Genomic DNA, 17942 nt, shown 5'->3' on the forward strand with positions numbered 1-17942 from the left:
AGTATCGACCGGTGGTTACCAAACGCGAGCAGGTGCTCGACGCCGCCATCACGGTCCTGGGCACCGGCGGCTCCCGCGCGCTGACCCACCGCGCCGTGGACCAGGCCGCCGCGGTGCCGTCCGGGTCCACCTCGAACTACTTCCGCACCCGGGAGGCCCTGCTGTGCGGGGTCGCCGAACGCCTCGAGCAGCGCGATCACCTCGACTGGGCGGCCCTGCACCGCGCCCTCGGCCCCGCCACGGTCGACCACCTCATCGACGGCCTCGCCCTGTTCATCGCCCACGCGACGACCACCGATCGCGTCCGCACCCAGGCCAGGTTGGCCCTGTTCGGCGAGTCACAGACCATGCCCGCCCTCCAGGAATCCGTCCAGCGCGCCCACCACCGCCTCCGCACCTGGGCGATCGAGATGGCCGCCACCGTGGGCCTGTCCCCCGCCGACACCGGCATCCTGGTCGACTACCTCGACGGCGCCGTCATCCACCGCCTCACCGGCGCCGACCGCGACCGCGACCCCCGCGACGGCCTCGCCCGCCTGGTCCACGCGCTGCTCCCCTAGCGCCGGCGACGAACGTGTCGTTCGGGAAACCCCGTGGACCGGCCCGGCCATCCAGCACGGTGACGCCTCGAGTCCGAGGCGGCCGGTGCCGGCCCGCGTCGGCGACGATCAGACGAGCGAGCGCAGGAAACGCGTGGTGCGGGAGCGGACGTGGGACCAATTCGCGGTCTCGACGTCGAGGGCGGTGATCACCTCGGTGTCGACGCCGACCGCGATCGCGCCCGCGCGCAGGTAGGCGCGGGCATTGCGGGCGGTGACGCCGCCGGCGGGGATCAGGAACAGGTGCGGGAACGGGCCGAGGAGGTCCTCGACGTAGTCCGGGCCGAGGGCGCGGGCGGAGAAGATCTTCACCGCGGCGGCCCCCAGCTCGGCCGCGGCGGCGACCTCGGTGGGCGTGTAGGCGCCCATGATGACCGGGATCGTGTGCGCGACAGCGACTTCCACGATCTCGGGGCGCACGGTGGGTGTCACCAGGAACCGCGCGCCCACCTCGATGGCGCCCTCGGCCTGTTCGCGAGTCGTGATGCCGCCGACCCCGAGTGCCGCGTCGGCGACCGTCGCGGCGGTGGCGACGGCCTCGAGCACGCCGAGGGTGCTGTAGGTCAGTTCCACGGCCCGGAGTCCGGCGCCCACCAGCGTCGAGACGAGACCGACCGGGTCGGGGATGTCGGGGGCGGTGACCGTGGTGAGCACCCGGTCCGCGCGGATCACCGCGAGGGCTGTGGACGACGAGCTCAGCATCGGGTTCACCTGTGCTGGATACCACGCACCCACCACCCGCACACCCGCAGGCCGCGGAGTGTCGCCGATCGTTGCCGGATCGACGGCCGGAAGCCGGTCTGCCGGGGTCAGAAGAAAGTGCGGATCAGGTCGACCACGCGCGGATCAGCCACGTCCGCGTCGTCGATCATCGGAATGAGGCGCCACTTGTCGAACGCGGTACACGGATGCGAGAGACCCAGGCGGACGAGGGAGCCCACCGGCACATCGGCGGGCGCGGCACCGGGGAGGCGCAGGAAGGCGTGCTGGTCGTTGAGGGCGGTGATATGGGCCCCTGCGGGCAGGGAACCGCCGATGACCTGCTGCGGGACCGGGAGTCCCGAGTCGTAGGGGAAATCGCGTCGACCGCCGTCGAGCAGCGCCAGTTCCGGTTCGGGTCGCGACACCACGCGCGCCCACCCGTGCATGGCGGACCGGAGGCCCGGGTCGACAGCAGGTGCGGTCAGCGGGGAGATCCCGGCGTAGAAGCCGTCGTCGTGGACCAGGTAGGCGCCGCTGCGCAGGACCACGGTGGTCGCCACGCTGTCGAGGTCGGCGAGCCGCGCGAGTTCGGCGACCACCAGTTCCGGGTAGGCACTGCCCCCGGCGCTCACGATCGCCGACCCCGGGTAGGCGCCCGCGGCGGCGAGTTCGGTGTGCAGCGTGGCGAGCGAGCCGAGGTAGCCGCGCACCGCCGCGACCCCCGCCCTGCCGCGATCGTGGGCCAGCGCGCCCTCGTAACCCCCGACCCCGGCCAGGCTCAACCGCTGGCTCGCGCCGATGGCGGCGGCGACCGCGCGGGCCTCGGTCCCAGTCCGCGCACCGGTGCGCCCGTCGGGCCCGCCCAGTTCGACCAGCACCCGCAGGCGCGGACTGGCGGGAGTGTCGCGCAGGATCGTGTCCATCAGTTCCACGGTGGCCACACTGTCGGCCCAGCAGTACAGCTCGAAGTCGGCGTCGCGCGCCGATTCCGCTGCGGCCCAAGCCAATCCGACCGGGTCGAGCAGCGCGTTGGCGAGCACGATCCGCCCGACTCCGAACGATCTCGCGAGCTGCGCCTGCCAGGCCGTGGCCAGGGTGATCGCCCACGCACCGGCCCGCAGCTGCGCGCGCCACAGCTGCGGCGCCATCGTCGTCTTGCCGTGCGGGGCGAGCACCACCCCGGCCGCGGCGGTCCACTCGGCCATCAGGTCGCGGTTGGCGGCCAGGCGCGCCCGGTCGAGGGTGAGCAGCGGCGTCTGCCACCGGTCCAGTCGCGGTGCCCCGGCGAGGTATTCGCGCACGGTGCGCCCCCACGCGGCGGGCGGCGCGCTCTTGTCGGCGGGGGTGAGCACCTGCTCGGCGAGTGCGTCCACGACCGCGTCGTCGATGGTCACGGCCATCCTCTTCTTTCTCCTGAACGATTCCGCCATGTCGCAGACACCGTCGCGCGGTGCGTGTTGAGATGGGTTGGCCCCCGCACGGGGGGTGTTCGTCCGTTCTACCCGAGGATCAACCTTATGCGTACCACGCTCGCCCGACCGCTCGCCGTCGCCGCCCTCGCCCTGTCCGTCACCGCGATCGCCGCCGGACCCGCCACGGCCGCCACCGCGACGCCGGTCGTCGGCTCGGTGTCGATCTGCACCGGTATTCCGGTGGGCCCGTTCACCATCACCGTCTGCCTGTAAGGGTCTACCCCGAGTTGCGCAGGGCGGTGGCCAGGCCGTTCATGGTGAGCAGGATGCCGCGCTTCACCAGTTCGGAATCGTCACCGCCGCGCAGCCGGGCCAGCAGGTCCACCTGGAGCTGATTGAGCGGCTCCAGGTAGGGGAACCGGTTGTGGATCGATTCGGCCAGTGACGGGTTGTCGCTGAGCAGTTCGCTGTGCCCGGTGACCGCCAGGTACATGCGCACGGTGCGGGCGTGTTCCTCGGCGATCATCGCGAAGATCTTCGCGCGCAGCGCCTCGTCGGTGACGAGTTCGGCGTAGCGGGCGGCGATGTCGAGATCGCTCTTGGCCATCACCTGGGCCAGATTCGACAGGACCGTGTTGAAGAACGGCCACCGCTCGTACAGCTCGGTGAGCTGGGCCAGTCGCGCCGGATCGTCGCCCACCCAGTCCTCGAGCGCGGTGCCGGTGCCGTACCAGCCGGGCAGCATGACCCGCGCCTGACTCCACGCCATCACCCACGGGATCGCGCGCAGGTCCGAGACCGAGTTGGTCGGTTTGCGCGAGGCGGGGCGGCTGCCGATATTGAGGTCGCCGACCTCGGCGACCGGGGTGGACTCGCGGAAGTACTCCACGAAGCCCGGGGTCTCGTGCACGAGCTTGCCGTAGGCGGCGCGGGCGCGGGCGGCGAGGTCGTCGAGCAGTTCGTAGGCCGGTTCGGCGTCGGCGCCGAGTCCTTCGACATCGAGCAGCGTCGATTCGAGCGTGCCCGCGATCAGCGATTCCAGATTGCGGTGCGCCGCACCGGATTCGGAGTACTTCGCGGCGATCACCTCGCCCTGTTCGGTGAGCCGCAGCGAACCCTGGACCGCGCCGGCGGGCTGGGCCAGGATGGCGTCGTAGCTGCGCCCGCCGCCGCGACCGACGGTGCCGCCGCGACCGTGGAACAGCCGCAACCGGATGCCCGATTTCCTGGCCACCTCGACCAGGTCGAGTTCGGCGCGATACAGCGCCCAGTTGGCGGCCAGGTACCCGCCGTCCTTGTTGGAATCGGAGTAGCCCAGCATCACCTCCTGGCGCATGTCGGCGGCGGCGACGAGATCGCGATACACCGGAACGTCGAGCACCGCCGACAGTGTCGCCGCGCCCGCGCTGAGATCCTCGATGGTCTCGAACAGCGGCACGATCCCGACCGGACTGCTCGGCGGCGTGTCGGCGCCACCGGGATCGAGGATGCCCGCCTCCTTGAGCAGCAGCGCCGCTTCGAGCATGTCGCTGACGGAGGTGCACATGCTGATGATGTAGTTCGGGATGGCGGCCGCGCCGAAGGTGTCGATCACCTGTTTGGCGGCGTTCAGCACGCCGAGTTCCTTGGTGGCCAACTCGCTCAGGTCCGCGTTCGGTCCGAGAAGTGGTCGGCGCGTGCGCAATTCAGCGGCGAGCAACTCGACCCGCTCGGCCTCGGACAGGCTCGCGTAGTCGGCGTGCACCCCCGACCAGGCGAGCAGTTCGGCGACGACCTGCTCGTGCACCTCGGAGTTCTGGCGCATGTCCAGGCCCTGCAAATGGAATCCGAAGGTCTCGATGGCGTGACGCAGCGCGGCCAGGCGGTCGTCGGCGAGCAGGCCGTCGCCGCTGGCGCGCATGGACTCGTCGATCGCGTCGAGGTCGTCCAGCACGGCCTGCGGGGTCGGGTACGGTGCCGCGTCGGAGGCGACACCGTGCTCGGGAAGTTCGCCGAGCGCCAGCTCGGCGGTGGCGCTGAGGCGCGCTCGAATCGCGTGCAGCGCACGGCGATACGGTTCGTCGGCGAACAGGCCCGCGTCGGGATAGCCCGCCTCGGCCAGCGCAGCCACCGCCGGGGTGACCTGCACCAGGCGCGCCGATTGGGACAGCGTCTTCTCGAGTTCGACCAGCTCGTCGAGGTAGCGGCCGAAGGCGTAGGCGGCGGCCTGTTCGGCGGCGGTGTGCACGACCTCGGCGGTGACGAACGGGTTGCCGTCGCGGTCGCCGCCGATCCACGAACCGGGGCGCAGGATCGGGCGCGGCAGCAGATCCTCGGCGGGCCACCGCTCGCGCAGGGCGGCGCGCACCTGGGCGTTGATCGCGGGGATCACGTCGTAGAGGGTCAGGTCGTAGTAGCGCAGGCCGACCGAGATCTCGTCCTGAATCCGCAAGCGCGCCAACCGGATCAGCGCGGTGCGCCACAGGGTGAGCACTTCGCGCCGGATCCGCAGCTCCGACTCGGCGAAGCCGGGGTCGCCGGGTTCGAGCCGTCGACGCCACCGCATGAGCTCGGTGATCTTGGACTGCACGTCGAAGACCGTGCGCCTGCGGGTCTCGGTCGGGTGCGCGGTGATCACCGGCGACACCAGCGCGTCGGTGAGCAGATCCGCCACCGCGGCCCCGTCGAGTCCGGCGGCGTCGAGCTTGTCGTAGGTGGCGGCCAGCGAGGAGTCCTGCGGCGGCTCCCCGGCGGCCACGTGCGCGGCGCGGCGGCGATCACGTTGGATGTCCTCGGCCAGATTGGCCAGCAGCACGAAATAGCTGAACGCGCGGATCAGCGGGATCGCCACCTCGGTGGGGGTGCCGTCGAGCATATCGGCGACCGCGCTGCGCTCGACTTCCTCGCGGCGCACCCGGAACGCCTCGATGCGGACGCGTTCGATCAGGTCGAACACCTCGGGACCTTCGTGATCCCGGATGGTGTCGCCCAGGATTCCGCCGAGAAAGCGGATGTCCTCGCGCAGCGGCCTGGTTGCTTCGGGTGCCATCTCGATTCGCGATTCGCCCATGGTCGAACAGTATTGCGCTCGGGCCGCGGGCGCGACCGGAGCCGCGCCCACCGCGCCGGTTCCGACTCAGCCGTGTTGGCGGGCGGTGAAACGGATCTGGTTGCCCCACGGGTCGCGGAAGGCGCAGTCGCGACCGTACTGCTGGGACACGATCTCCTGGGCGACCTCGGCGCCCGCGTCGCGGATGCGGGTGAAGGTGGCGTCGAGGTCGTCGGTGGCGAAGATGATCGTGGACTGAGCGCCGCCGGCGATGCGGGCGCGGGCGGCGGCGCGGTAGGCGTCGTCGGGCGCCATCTCCGGCACCTCGAGCACGAACTCCAGGTGCTTCTGGTCGACCGGGCCGACGGTCAGCCAGCGGGTGTTGTCACCGAAGGGCATATCGGTGCGGACCTGCAGGCCGATCAGGTCGCGATAGAAGGTCAGGGCCTCGTCCTGGTCGCCCACGAGCAGCATGACGTGGGTGAGGGAGAGATCTTCGCCGTGGCGCATACGGTCTCCTCGGGTCGGGCGCCGACGGTGCGCGGGCGCCTGCGCCTCCAGGGTAACCAGCAAACCTAGAGTTGCCGGATCACCCGCGCCGGATTGCCCGCCGCGAACACCCGGTCGGGCAGATCGCGGGTGACCACGCTGCCCGCGCCGACCACCACGTCGTCACCGATGGTCACCCCGGGACACACGATCACCCCGCCGCCGAACCACGCGTTGTCGCCGATGCGGATCGGTGCCGCGGATTCCCAACGCTGCCTGCGCTTTTCGTGATCGTCCATGGGATGCAGCGCGGTGAGCAGCTGACAGCGCGGCCCGATCGAACAGTCGTCGCCGATGCTGATCGGGGCGCAATCGAGCAGGATCGCGTCGTAGTTGAGGAAGCTGTTGGCGCCGATCTCGATGAGATAGCCGTAGTCGCATTGGAATCGCGGCATGATCCACGACCCCTCGCCGATCGTGCCGAGCAAATCGGTCAGCAACTCGGTGCGGCGGTCGGTCTCGTCGGGTCCGGTGCGGTTGAAATCGTCGCACAGGCGTTGGGCCCGTTGGCGTTCGACCACCAGCTCAGGATCGTTGTCCCGGTACAGCTCCCCCGCGAGCATGGCCCGCTTCTGTTCTCCCACCGCACCGAGTGTAGGCAGATCCGCCCGCAGTAGGGTCATGGCGTGGCTTCTGGGCGGACTCGGCACAATTACCTCGGCACCTCGGTGGCCGAACGGCAGCTCGAGCGGCGCGCGTTGTTCCTCGAGGCCGGCCTGCGGGTTTTCGCCGATCAGTCCTATGCCAACAGTTCGCTCAGCGATGTGTGCGCGGCGGCGGGACTCTCGCGCCGCCAGTTCTACGAGCTGTTCACCGACCGCGAGGAGTTGCTCGTGGCGGTGTACGACGCCGTGCAGGGCCGCGCGCGCGAGGCGGTCGCCGCGGCGCTGTCCGCGCCCGCGAGCACCGATATCCGCGACCTCATCGGCGGGGCCGTGCGGGCCTACACGCGCGCCATCACCGACGACATCCGCTGTGCCAAGGTCGCTTTCGTGGAGATCGTCGGGGTGAGCCCGGCGGTGGAGGACCATCGCGCGCGCAACCGCGACCGCTGGGGCGAGGTGGTCGCGGCGATCGCCACCCGGCGCGACGACGTGCGCGAACCACCGGGCGGCTGGCGGGTGTCGATGGCGGCGTTCATCGGCGCGGTCAACGGCGCGGTGCACCAGTGGAGCCTCGACGATCCGCGCCCGCCGGTCGATGTCCTGACCGAGGTCTTGTCGACCCTGCTCATCGCCCTGACCGCGGTGCCCGAATCCACCGAATGATTGCGACCTGCGCCAGGCTCGTGCCATAGTCTCCCTCATTGAGACGAAGGTGTCTCAAACGATGTGAGGACTACGCTCCATGAGATCTCCTTCCGTTTCCCGCTGGTTCGCCCTGGTCATGGGCGCGGCCGTGGCAGCCGCGGTGGCGCTGGCGCCCCCGGCCACCGCCGATCCGGCGCCGATCGCCCCCACGATCCCGCTGCCGCCCGAGCTCGACCCCGGCTTCTATCTGCCCCCGGCCGCGACGGTGGCGGCCGCCGCGCCCGGCGAGATCATCGCCGCCCGCCCGGTCAGGATCGCCGATTTCGGGCTGCTGCCGATCGACGTGGACGCCTGGCAGGTGTCCTACCGCTCCAACAACAGCCGCGACGAGGCCATCCCGGCGGTGGCCACGCTGATCAAGCCGCGCGGACAGTCGGTCGAGCCGCGCAAACTGCTCTCGGTCCAGCTCGCCGAGGACTCGACCGCGGGCTACTGCGCGCCTTCCTATGCGCTGCAACACCTTTCGGTGGCGCCACTGGCCGGGCAGATCGTGGTGCCCGCCGAGTTCCTGTTCGCCCAGGCCGCGCTGGCGCAGGGCTGGGCGGTGGTCGTCCCGGACCACCAGGGCCCGAACTCCGCCTACGCCGCGGGTCCGCTGGCCGGTCGGATCACCCTGGACGGCATCCGCGCGGCCACCCATTTCGCCCCGCTGGAAGTGGGTCCGACCGCGCCGGTGGGCCTCTACGGGTACTCGGGCGGCTCGATCGCGACCGGCCACGCCGCCGAACTGCACGCCACCTACGCCCCCGAGCTCAGGATCGTCGGCGCCGCCGAGGGTGGGGTCGGCGCGGATCTCGGTGCGGCCCTGCGGATGTCGAACAATCAGGCGACCTCGGGGCTGGTCTTCGCCGCCGTCATCGGACTCACCCGCGAATACCCCGACTTCGCCGCCTACCTCGACGAGCGCCTCGACCCGCTCGGCAAGGGCCTGATCGCCGCGAAATCACCACTGTGCGTGCAGTATCAGTCGATGTTGGCGCCGTTTCTGAACATGACCGGCATGATCGCCTCCGCGGGTGACCCGCTCGACGACGCCCCGGTCGCGGCCATGCTCGCCGACACCAGAATGGGCAAGTCCGTGCCGGATATGCCGCTGTTCGTGTGGCATTCGGCCTGGGACGAGATCCTGCCGCTGCACGCCACCGACACCCTCGTCGACACCTACTGCCGCGATCCGGCCACCGCGCTCACCTACACCCGCGATCACGCCAGCGAACACATCGTCGCCGAGGTCGTCGGCGGACCCGCCGCACTGCTGTGGCTGCGCGACCGACTCGACGGCGTGCCGGTCACCCCCGGCTGCGCCATCAGCGACGCGGGCACCATGGCGGCCACACCCGGCGCACTGGACTTCCTCGGCGAATCCCTCGCCGCGAAGGTCGCCACGCTGCTGGGCACCCCCTACGGCGCGCGCTAGCTCACCTCGCGGTGACGGGGCTGGACCCGGTGCGCCAACACCTGTTCGAGCAGGGCCACGAGCACATCGCGCACCGAGTCGCGGTCGCGCGCGTCGCAGTCCAGCACCGGGATCCAGTCGTCCAGACCCAGCGCCTCGCGGACTTCGCCGAGGTCGAAGCGGGTGGCGTCGTCGAAACGGTTGACCACCACCACGAACGGGGTGTGATGCTCCTCGAAGTAGTCCAGCACGGGGTAGCAGTCCTCGACGCGGCCGGTGTCGACGACCACGACCGCGCCGAGCGCGCCGTCGACCAGGTCGTCCCACAGGAACACGAACCGGTCCTGGCCGGGTGTGCCGAACAGGTAGAGGACCAGGGAGTGGTCCAGGGTGATCCGGCCGAAGTCCAGCGCCACCGTGGTGGCGGTCTTGTCGACGCGGCGGCCCGGATCGTCGATGCCGAGGGAGACCTCGGTCATCGAGGCTTCGGTGACCAGGGGCTCGATTTCGGAGATGGCGCCGATGAAGGTGGTCTTGCCGACGCCGAAGCCGCCACTGACCACGATCTTCACCGAGGACGGCATGGTCGGCGCGGCGCGGGGATCAGAGTGCACGGACAAGGTCGCGGATCCTCTCGATGGCGGCGGTCGACAACTCCGGGGCGGCGCGCACGGTCACATGCCCCGCCGCCGCCAGATCGCTGACGATCACCTTGGCGATGCCGACCGGAACCCGCAGGGCGGCACCGATTTCGGCGATGGAATGGGGACTCGAGCACAGCTCGACGACGGTGCGCTCCTCGAAGCGCAGCGGGGCCGACAGCGCCGACGGTGGCGCTTGCACGAGGGTTTCGATGCGCAGCCCGTCCAGGACCGGGACGGTGCGGCCCCCGGTGACGATGAACGGTCGCACGACACGTTCCTCGGGATCGACCGTCGGGGTGCTCGGCGGCGGGGCGGCCGGTTCGCGCCAGCCGGTGGTCGCGGTGACCGGGATCATGCGCGGGTCGGGCAGGCGGGGCGCGTCCTGATCTCTCATCTGCGCAACGACTCTCGCAGTTCGCTGATCAGCAGCGGGTCGAGCAGCGCGCCCGCCCGATCGGCCAGGATCGCCATCTCGTAGCCGACCAGACCCACCTCGCAGTCGCCCTCGGCGATCACCCCGAGGCAGCTGCCGTCGCCCAGCGCCGAGACCAGCAGGAAGCCTCGCTGCATCTCGATCATGATCAGCTTCAGACCGTCGAAATCGTAACTGCGCGAAGCACTGCGGGCCAGGCTCGACAAGCCGGACACCATCGCGGCCAGGCGGTCGGCGCCCGCGCGGTCCAGGCCCTCCGACATCGCGATGAGCAGGCCGTCGGAGGACACGGCCACGGTGTCGCGCACGCCGTCGGTATTGCGCACGAAATTGCCGAGTAGCCAGTTGAAGGTGTGCGGGTCGGCGGTCGGGAGGTGGGTGGTCACCGGGTCTCCTTGGGTCGGGTGCGATCGGATTCGCCTGCCGCGCCGCCGCGTTCGTGGCCGGTGCGAAACGACGAGAGCATGCTGCGGGTCTGGTCCGGGGTGCGTTCGGGGGTCGGTGTCGTCGAGGACGGGTCGCGGCGCGGGCGGTCCGGGGCGCCGGTGAGCCTGGTGCGTTTGCCGCGTTTGACCAGGCCGTTGCGGGTGCGTTCGACGGGGGGTGGGGTTTCGGGGCCGGTGCGCGGGTGGGTGAGCAGCGGGTCGGTGGTTCGGACCACGGGGAGCGGGTCCGACCCGCGCGGATCGTCGGTGGGCGGCTGCGTGACGGGGAGACCGCCGATCGGCGGTTGCGTGACCGTCGCGTTGCCGGGCAGGGCCATCGGATCGCCCGGTGGGACTGCCGGGTATCCCGCGGGGTTCGTGCTCGGGGCGGCTGTCTCGGGTGTGAATTCTGTTGTGCTGGTGAGGAATCGGCTGTACGCCGACTCGCTCGGTCGGCCGTTCGGTGCGCGGTGCGCGCCTGATTCGCGTACGGGCAGCGCCACGACATGCTCCCCGACTATCGCCGTCTCACGCGGAATGCCTTCGGCGGCAAGCAGTTCGGCGGGTAGCAGCAGCCGCGCGACGATCCCGCTCACCGGCGAACTGGTGAGTTCGACCGCGATCCCCAGCCTGGTCGCCAGCCGACCGACCACGTAGTGCCCCAGGTAGCGCGTCGAGGCGACGATGAAATCCTGCTCGCCGCGCAGCCGCGCATTGGCCTGGGCGAGTTGCTCGGCCGGCATCCCCACCCCGTGATCCACCACCGCCAGCAGGTACCCCTCGGCCACCTTGCGCCCGTACACCTCGACCTCGAGGTCGGGCGGGGAGAACGCCAGCCCGTTCTCGATGAGTTCGGCCAGCATATGGGCCAGTTCGCTCACCACGGCGCCGGTCACCGCGGCCTCGTCGATCCGGCGCAGCACCACCCGCCGGTAGTCGTCGACCTCGGACAGGCCCGCCCGGATCACGTCGGTGAGCGCGATCGGCTCGGCCCACCGGCGCGGACTCGCCGCACCGACGAGCACCAGCAGGCTCTCGGCGTTGCGGCGCATCCGGGTGGCCAGGTGATCGAGTTCGAACAGGTTCGACAGCGCCTTGGGGTCGAGTTCCTCGCGCTCGAACTCACTGATCAGCGACAACTGTCGACGCACGAGGTTCTGATTGCGGCGCGCCAGATTCGCCATCGACTCGGTGGTGTTGCGTCGCACCAGCGCCTGCTCGGAGGCCAACTCGAACGCCGTGGTCTGCACGCGGTCCAAAGCATGTGCGACAGCGGCGATCTCGACGCCGGCCCCCTTCGGGGTGCGCACGGCGGCCGGCGGATCGGGTCGAGCGTCCGCGGAACTGTGCCAGGCCGCGATCACCTCGGGCAGCCGGGTCGAGGCCACGTCGTCGGCCTCGGTCGCCAACCGGGCCAGCGGCGCGACGATGGCCCGGATCCCGGCGACGACCAGCGCGAGTTCGGCGGCGATCGCCAACAGCGCCGCCACGGTGAACGCGGCCAGCATCAGCGCGGCGTCGCGGCGCAGGTCGAGCGCGCGGGCCCGCACGTCGTCACCGATCACCTGCGCCACGGTGCGCTGCTCGTCGATGACCGCGGTCATCCGCTCCCACCACACGGCCGGGTCGACCGGTTCGACCAGCGGCCCCAGCGTCGAGGCGATCGCGATGTTCTCCAATTCGGTGGCGCGCAGGGCATTCTCACCGCCCAGCGCGGCGTCGAGCCGGGCCTGCTGGGCGGCGGTCGCGTCGCGGGCGAACTCGGTGAGCGCGGCATTGCGGGCGGCGCGGATGTCGAGGAACTGCACGTACTCCCCCGGCGCGAACTCCGCGGCGGCGAAGACGCCGTTGAGGAAGCCGCGCTCGCGGGCGGCGTATTCCTTGGCGTCACCGAGGGCGTACAGGGCTTGCAGCCCGTGCCGCACGGCCGGGTCGCGGGCCTGATCGAGGCCGAGCGAGAGGCGATTGAGCGCGTCGATGCCGTCGGTGTAGAACTGGAACGCCGCCTGCCGGGTGGCGGTGCGATTGTCGATCCGGGAACGGATCGGCGCCACCTGCACCAGGTGCCCCAGCGCCGAGCGGACCTGCTGCGCGCCGGGCGGATCGGTCGCGACCAGGGCCGACAACTCGCGCAGCGCCACGTCGGTGCTCGCGCGCTGCTCGACGACCGAGTCCCGCAGGCGCAGGTCACCGCCGAGCAGACCGTTGCTCAGCCCGCGCTCGCGCTGCACCTGGTGCACCAGATCCTGCGCGGCCAGCGCGACCGCCACCGCGTCCACGGTCTCGCCGCTGCGGCGGTAGGCGCCGACCTGGGTCGACACGGTCAGCCCGAGCAGGACCAGCACCAACACCAGCGACACCGCCGAGATCCGGGCGAGCTGACCGGAGATGGTGCGCGGCCGGAGCAACCCGAATCCGCGCCCGGCGGCACCGTCGGCCGATCGGGTCGCGATCGGGTTCGGGTTACGTGCGCGCACACCTGCTCCTTCATACGGAAAAAGTCAGGTGCAAAGTCGCATTCCGCACGCGCGGCGGTCAATTCGGAACGGTGTAAAACACCATTTCGTGAACTGATCTGAACATGCCGGAAATGCACGGGGATTCATGTGGCCGAATGCTCACAGCCCGCATCACCCGCGTGCTCAGCGCCGGATACATGCGAATCACGGAATTCCGTGACCCACAACACTATTGGTACTGTCGCGCAATTCTCGCGAATTCACTCGCCGCCGAGGATTGCCAATACCTGGTCGGAGTAGAAGAACGGCTCGAGCCGCTCGCGCAGCAACCCGGCCAGCACGCCGTTGCGCTTGGCCGACTCGATGACCGCGGGTCCGTAGCGCAGGATCTCGGTGGCGATATCCTCGGCGGTCAGGCCGAGTTCGGGCAGCATCGCCGAGACGGTGTGATCGGCGTACCTGGCGTAGAACACCTCGACACACTCGCGCACGAGCAGGCCGAAATACTCCTTCTCCCTGGTCGTCACCGCGATCTCGTAGCAGATCTGGACCAGTTCGTTGAGGTCCTTCTGGGTGAGATATTCACGCAGGCCCGCGACCGGCTCGTCGGCGTGCAGGTCCCAGAACTCCATCGCCGCCGAATGCACGGGGGCGTCGCGCAGCATGTCGCGGATGGCGTTGTTGGTGCGCTTGAGCGCGAACAGCGCGCCCTTGCCCGCGAGATCACCGACGAAGGTGCTGTCGGCGACCTTCTTGGCCCGGTTGGCCGCGGACTGCCCCAGCGACATCAGCGAGGACACACCCGGAATCTTCTCGGCGCGTTCGCGATTGGCCTGCATGAAATCGCCGATCAGCTTGTCGACGAATCGGGAGGCCACCGTCGCCACGAGGGGGCTCTCGGTGAGCCGGTCCAGGATGCGCTCCTGGGCCTGGTGCATGCCGAAGATCTTGGCCAGCAACGCTTCCACCGGTTCACGATCGACGACATCGCCGAGGGTGTATTCGGTATTGGCCGCGATGTGGTCGTAGATGGCGTCGGAGAAGATGCCGACGGTATCGGCGATCACCGGGCTGCCACCGATGCGGTCGATCACCGTGGCGACCGTCTCCTGCCCCTGATCGAGGGAGACGATGTCGCCGAAGCGCAGCGTCTCACCCACGGCCAGCACCGCGGCCACGTCGCGGGCGATCACCTCGACGAACCGGTCCCCGGTCACCTCGGCGAGCAGGAATTCCACCTGCGCGTCGAGTAGTCGGTCGGCGATTTGGCGCGCCTGCGTCATCTGTCCACCCATCACGATCGTTGCTCGGTCGGGAGGACGCGGCGGCTACCGGTCGTCGGAGTCCTGACCCCGCATCGACTGGCGGATCCGATCCAGGCGCTCGCGCGCGGCTGCTTCGCGCGCCTCCCACTGTTCGTCGACGCTGCGACCCGCGGGGGTCTGCCGGTCGAGCTCGTCCATACCCTGCGCGGTGCCGAAGCGCTGCTCGACCTTATCCCGAACGGAGTCGAATGTCGGCACTCCGGTGGGCGAATAGCCGCCGGTAGAGGTGGGTGCGCCGGTCCCCGCGACCCCGAACGGTACCGGCGGTACCGGATTCACGCCTCCGACCTGCTCCGATGCGATCGGCATCACATCGGCCTCGACGACGTCGGTGTCCAGGGTCACAGGGGAACCGGTATCGGCATGACCGAATTGCGCCTGGGCCAACGCGGCGGCGACCGCGCCGAGACCGGGACGCCCGGCGACCGCGGCGCGCAGCACCGAGACCAGTTCGTCGTCGGACAGCGCGGCCATCCGGCCGAGCAGTTCGCTCGTTTCGCTCATCCCGCCAGGCTACGCAGAATCCTCGACCCAGGCGCCGATGATCTCCGGCCACCGCGAGCCCAGAGTGTCGATGACATCGTTGTGGCCCGCACCCGGCACCACGATCAGCTGCTTGGGCTCGTTCGCCGCCGCGAAGAGCCGGTGCGCGTGCTCGATCGGGAGCAGTTCGTCGCGGTCGCCGTGCATCATCAGCACCGGCACCCGCAGCGTCGCGATATGGCGCTGGCTCGGGTAGGCGTCGGGGATCAGCGGGGCGGGCAGCAGCGGGTAGACCGACCGGGCCGCCGCGCGCATGCCACTGAAGGTCGACATCAGGATCATCCCGGCGGGCGGATACTGGGTCGCGAGTTCGAGCAGGACCCCGCCGCCGAGGGATTTGCCCAGGTAGTACACCCGATCGGGGTCGACCTCGGATTGGTCGAGCAAGGCCTGGCGGGCGGCTCTGGCATCGAGGTAGGTGCCCTGTTCGCTCGGGCTGCCCGTGCTGCGCCCGAAACCGCGATAGTCGAAGGCCAGCACATCGAAACCGGCCCCGACCAGCAGCGCGATGATCGCCACCCGATCGCCGATGGTGCCCGCGTTGCCGTGCGCGTAGAGGAGGTGACCGCGCGGGTTGTCGGCGCGCACGAACCAGCCGTGCACGTCCACGCCGTCGGCGGTGCGCATCGTGAGGTCGCGGTAGTCGAGGCCGAGGACCTCGGGGGTCTGCGCGAGACCCTTCTCCGGGTGGTAGACCAGCGCGTTGAGCACGCGGGTCGCGGGATGGCGGATCACTTGCCGCGACCCGCCTGGAAGCCGAAGTCCCACTGGTACAGGCGCGCGATCTCCACCACGCCACCACCCGGCTGACCGGCGGGCGGACGCACGAAAGTGCCCTCGCGCCGCACCACGATCTCGCCGTTGACATTCTCGAGCGCGAACAGCACCGCGTCGCGAGAATTGTCGGTGCACCCGTCGAGGAACATCTCGATCGGCGCGGAGTTCGCGTTCTGCAAGGTCACCGAGGCGTGCACATTGCGGAAATCGCTGGCGCCGTCGTAGATCGAGGCGAAGACCAGGATGCGGCGGAAGAACTGGGTGCAGTCGAGATTGATCGACAGGTTCTCGCCGGTGATGCTGGCGCCGGTGCGGTCGTCCTGGTCGAGGTGGATGAACGGCGGTTCGTACAGGGCGCCGAAACGTCGGTCCAGCGCTCGCACGGAACCGATCGCGCCATTGACCAATTCGTAGAAGCAGCACAGGTCGAGGTCGATGTTCTTGCCGCGCAGTTTGCCGAACAGGCCGCCGCTGGACGCCATGGAGGTCCAGTTGAGGTTGACGCGCATGACGCCGCCGGTGGCGCCGTGTTTCGTCAGGGAGACCGAGGGCGATTCCTTGGTGAGGGAGATCTTGGTCAGGTTCACCGGAGGTGTTGCGGGTTGAGCGAATCGGGGGTTCGGTTGACCGTGGGGCTGGGGTGCGGGCGGCGGCGTGTGGGGTTGCGGGGCGTACGGCTGTGGCGCCGGGGTGTGAGGCTGCTGATTCGGCGCCGGCGCGTAGGGCTGCTGCTGGTTCGGCGCGGGCGCGTAGGGCTGCTGCTGGTTCGCCGCCGGCGCGTAGGGCTGCTGCTGGTTCGCCGCCGGCGCATAGGGCTGCTGCTGGTTCGGACCGCCGGGAGCGATGGGCTGCGGCTGGCTCGCGGCGGGTGCCGGCGCGGGCGCGTCATCGACGGAGATCCCGAAATCGGTTGCGAGTCCGGCCAATCCGCTGTCGTATCCCTGTCCGACCGCCCGGAACTTCCACGCACCCTGACGCCGATACAGCTCACCGAGCACGAACGCGGTCTCACTGGTCGCCCCACTGCTGTCGAACCGCGCGACCTCACCCCCGGTCGCCGCGTCGACCACCCGAATATAGAGCCCCCGGAACTGCCCGAAGGTCCCCCCATCCGCCGACGCCGCCAGCACGATCCGCTCGATCGGCGCCTCCACCTGCCCCAAATTCACCGACAGCGCGTCAACAACCGTCTGCCCCTGCTGCTTTCCCTCATACCGCACCGCCCCCGACGGATGCACAGCCTGGTTGTAGAACACGAAGTCATCATCGGAGCGCACCTTCGCCCCCGCGAGCAACAGCGCGGAGGCATCAGCATCCGGCACCCCCGCCCCCGCCTGCCAACCCAACTCGACCCGGACCGCGGAGGCAGGCACCGCAACATTGGCGCCTTTCATCATCGACACACCAACCAACCTATCCCCCACCCACACCCAGCCCAACTCGCGGTACGAACCGGACCGACCCCGGGAGCACTCGGCATCCGGCACACTCCGGAGATCGACCCGGCCCTGGCCGATCATCCCGTGCCCCTATACATGCCGCTGCCCTGCCGGAGGGGAACGAATCCGCGACGGCTCAGGTGGTCGGCCCAGCTTCGGGGTGCCACCGACGGACTCTCGATCCCACAACATTGTCGGTGGGCCACCGCGCAAGTGGGCCCGGACATCTGACCCGGATCGTCTCCGAAGACCGTCGCCGAGGTCGCGAGGACAACGTCGAGTGACCTCGCCCAGCTCGACGCTCGCCAGAACAACGCGGCGACATTGACCATGCAGATCCTGCTGAAGATCGTCCCCGGCAACACCGACCTGCTCACCGAGCTCTCTCCGCTGCTCAGAGCCTTCGCACAGCTGTCGAAAGATGACCTGACCGCCCGGTTGGCGTACATTTTGAGTGAGGGCGACACCGTGCGCGACGATGTGCAACAGCTTTACGATCGGATCGGGCCCCTGGGTAAGGAGGTATACATGACGACCGCACAAACCATGCGCGACGAGTTCCGAGCCGAAGGCCGAGTCGAGATGCTTCTCGAGCAACTGGCGGAGAAGTTCGGGCCGCTGCCGGCGGAGATCATCACCGCGGTCCTTACCGCCGACACCTCCCAGCTACAGGTGTGGACCCGACGTGTACTTACCGCCGGTTCGCTCGCCGAGATGCGGTTCGATACCTAGAACTGGTCGATCATCTCGTGCGCCTGTCCACGCTGACGCTGGGTCGAAGACGATGAATCCGGCACCGATCAGGTGGTCGGACCGGATTCGGTGCCGGTTGGGATCAGCTCGGAGGAAGTGCTTCGTTCGCTCGAATTACAGCGTCGTAGTGCACCGAGTTCGTTGATGT

General features: G+C 69.7%; 18 protein-coding genes. 5 read left to right on the forward strand and 13 right to left on the reverse strand.

The genetic code is table 11. The annotated features are described in order from the left end of the window. The first annotated feature begins 11 nt into the window (after window positions 1-11). Window positions 12-560, forward strand: coding sequence for a TetR/AcrR family transcriptional regulator (locus ACFP3H_RS25385; protein WP_378609726.1), 549 nt, complete (start codon window positions 12-14; stop codon window positions 558-560). Between the two features lie 108 nt (window positions 561-668). Here ACFP3H_RS25385 and ACFP3H_RS25390 read toward each other — a convergent pair whose 3' ends face one another. Next, window positions 669-1301, reverse strand: coding sequence for a bifunctional 4-hydroxy-2-oxoglutarate aldolase/2-dehydro-3-deoxy-phosphogluconate aldolase (locus tag ACFP3H_RS25390; protein ID WP_378609727.1), 633 nt, complete (start codon window positions 1299-1301; stop codon window positions 669-671). 107 nt (window positions 1302-1408) lie between these two features. Then, a complete protein-coding gene (locus ACFP3H_RS25395; RefSeq protein WP_378609729.1) occupies window positions 1409-2701 on the reverse strand; it encodes a type III PLP-dependent enzyme domain-containing protein in 1293 nt (430 codons plus the stop codon). Between the two features lie 117 nt (window positions 2702-2818). Between ACFP3H_RS25395 and ACFP3H_RS25400 the strand changes: the two genes are divergently transcribed. Further along, window positions 2819-2986, forward strand: coding sequence for a hypothetical protein (locus tag ACFP3H_RS25400; protein ID WP_378609730.1), 168 nt, complete (start codon window positions 2819-2821; stop codon window positions 2984-2986). Between the two features lie 4 nt (window positions 2987-2990). Here the strand turns inward: ACFP3H_RS25400 and ppc are convergent, their stop codons facing one another. From ppc to ACFP3H_RS25415, 3 genes are all read right to left on the reverse strand, one after another. After that, window positions 2991-5762, reverse strand: a complete 2772-nt coding sequence (gene ppc / locus ACFP3H_RS25405; protein ID WP_378609732.1) for a phosphoenolpyruvate carboxylase — start codon at window positions 5760-5762, stop codon at window positions 2991-2993. Between the two features lie 66 nt (window positions 5763-5828). After that, entirely contained in the window at window positions 5829-6251 is a 423-nt protein-coding gene (locus ACFP3H_RS25410; protein WP_378609733.1) for a VOC family protein, read from the reverse strand. 65 nt (window positions 6252-6316) lie between these two features. Then, entirely contained in the window at window positions 6317-6853 is a 537-nt protein-coding gene (locus ACFP3H_RS25415; RefSeq protein WP_378609921.1) for a sugar O-acetyltransferase, read from the reverse strand. Between the two features lie 63 nt (window positions 6854-6916). Here ACFP3H_RS25415 and ACFP3H_RS25420 point away from each other — a divergent pair, with 63 nt between their 5' ends. Beyond that, complete coding sequence (locus tag ACFP3H_RS25420; protein WP_378609735.1) at window positions 6917-7558, forward strand: TetR/AcrR family transcriptional regulator; 642 nt, start codon at window positions 6917-6919, stop codon at window positions 7556-7558. Window positions 7559-7637: 79 nt separating this feature from the next. Then, a complete protein-coding gene (locus ACFP3H_RS25425; RefSeq protein ID WP_378609736.1) occupies window positions 7638-9017 on the forward strand; it encodes a lipase family protein in 1380 nt (459 codons plus the stop codon). Here ACFP3H_RS25425 and ACFP3H_RS25430 read toward each other — a convergent pair. From ACFP3H_RS25430 to ACFP3H_RS25465, 8 genes are all read right to left on the reverse strand, one after another. Next, window positions 9014-9580: a GTP-binding protein gene (locus tag ACFP3H_RS25430; protein WP_378609922.1), complete on the reverse strand. Its 567-nt coding sequence runs from the start codon at window positions 9578-9580 to the stop codon at window positions 9014-9016. The genes ACFP3H_RS25425 and ACFP3H_RS25430 overlap by 4 nt on opposite strands. A gap of 19 nt (window positions 9581-9599) precedes the next feature. After that, window positions 9600-10034, reverse strand: coding sequence for a DUF742 domain-containing protein (locus ACFP3H_RS25435; protein WP_378609738.1), 435 nt, complete (start codon window positions 10032-10034; stop codon window positions 9600-9602). Beyond that, entirely contained in the window at window positions 10031-10459 is a 429-nt protein-coding gene (locus tag ACFP3H_RS25440) for a roadblock/LC7 domain-containing protein (RefSeq protein WP_378609739.1), read from the reverse strand. The genes ACFP3H_RS25435 and ACFP3H_RS25440 overlap by 4 nt, the downstream gene beginning before the upstream one ends. Further along, entirely contained in the window at window positions 10456-12975 is a 2520-nt protein-coding gene (locus tag ACFP3H_RS25445) for a sensor histidine kinase (RefSeq protein ID WP_378609741.1), read from the reverse strand. The genes ACFP3H_RS25440 and ACFP3H_RS25445 overlap by 4 nt, the downstream gene beginning before the upstream one ends. Window positions 12976-13217: 242 nt before the next feature. Next, a complete protein-coding gene (locus tag ACFP3H_RS25450) occupies window positions 13218-14240 on the reverse strand; it encodes a hypothetical protein (RefSeq protein WP_378609742.1) in 1023 nt (340 codons plus the stop codon). A gap of 45 nt (window positions 14241-14285) precedes the next feature. Beyond that, window positions 14286-14786, reverse strand: a complete 501-nt coding sequence (locus tag ACFP3H_RS25455; protein WP_378609744.1) for a hypothetical protein — start codon at window positions 14784-14786, stop codon at window positions 14286-14288. Between the two features lie 9 nt (window positions 14787-14795). Beyond that, complete coding sequence (locus ACFP3H_RS25460; protein ID WP_378609745.1) at window positions 14796-15560, reverse strand: alpha/beta hydrolase; 765 nt, start codon at window positions 15558-15560, stop codon at window positions 14796-14798. After that, window positions 15557-16999: a TerD family protein gene (locus ACFP3H_RS25465; protein ID WP_378609923.1), complete on the reverse strand. Its 1443-nt coding sequence runs from the start codon at window positions 16997-16999 to the stop codon at window positions 15557-15559. Before ACFP3H_RS25465 ends, ACFP3H_RS25460 begins: the two co-directional genes overlap by 4 nt. Window positions 17000-17365: 366 nt before the next feature. On the opposite strand from ACFP3H_RS25465, the gene ACFP3H_RS25470 reads away from it, so the two are divergent. Continuing rightward, window positions 17366-17773: an RpnC/YadD family protein gene (locus ACFP3H_RS25470; RefSeq protein ID WP_378609747.1), complete on the forward strand. Its 408-nt coding sequence runs from the start codon at window positions 17366-17368 to the stop codon at window positions 17771-17773. The last annotated feature ends 169 nt before the right edge of the window (window positions 17774-17942 follow it).

It is taken from the genome of Nocardia lasii (assembly GCF_042658545.1).
GTDB classification, from domain to species: domain Bacteria; phylum Actinomycetota; class Actinomycetes; order Mycobacteriales; family Mycobacteriaceae; genus Nocardia; species Nocardia lasii.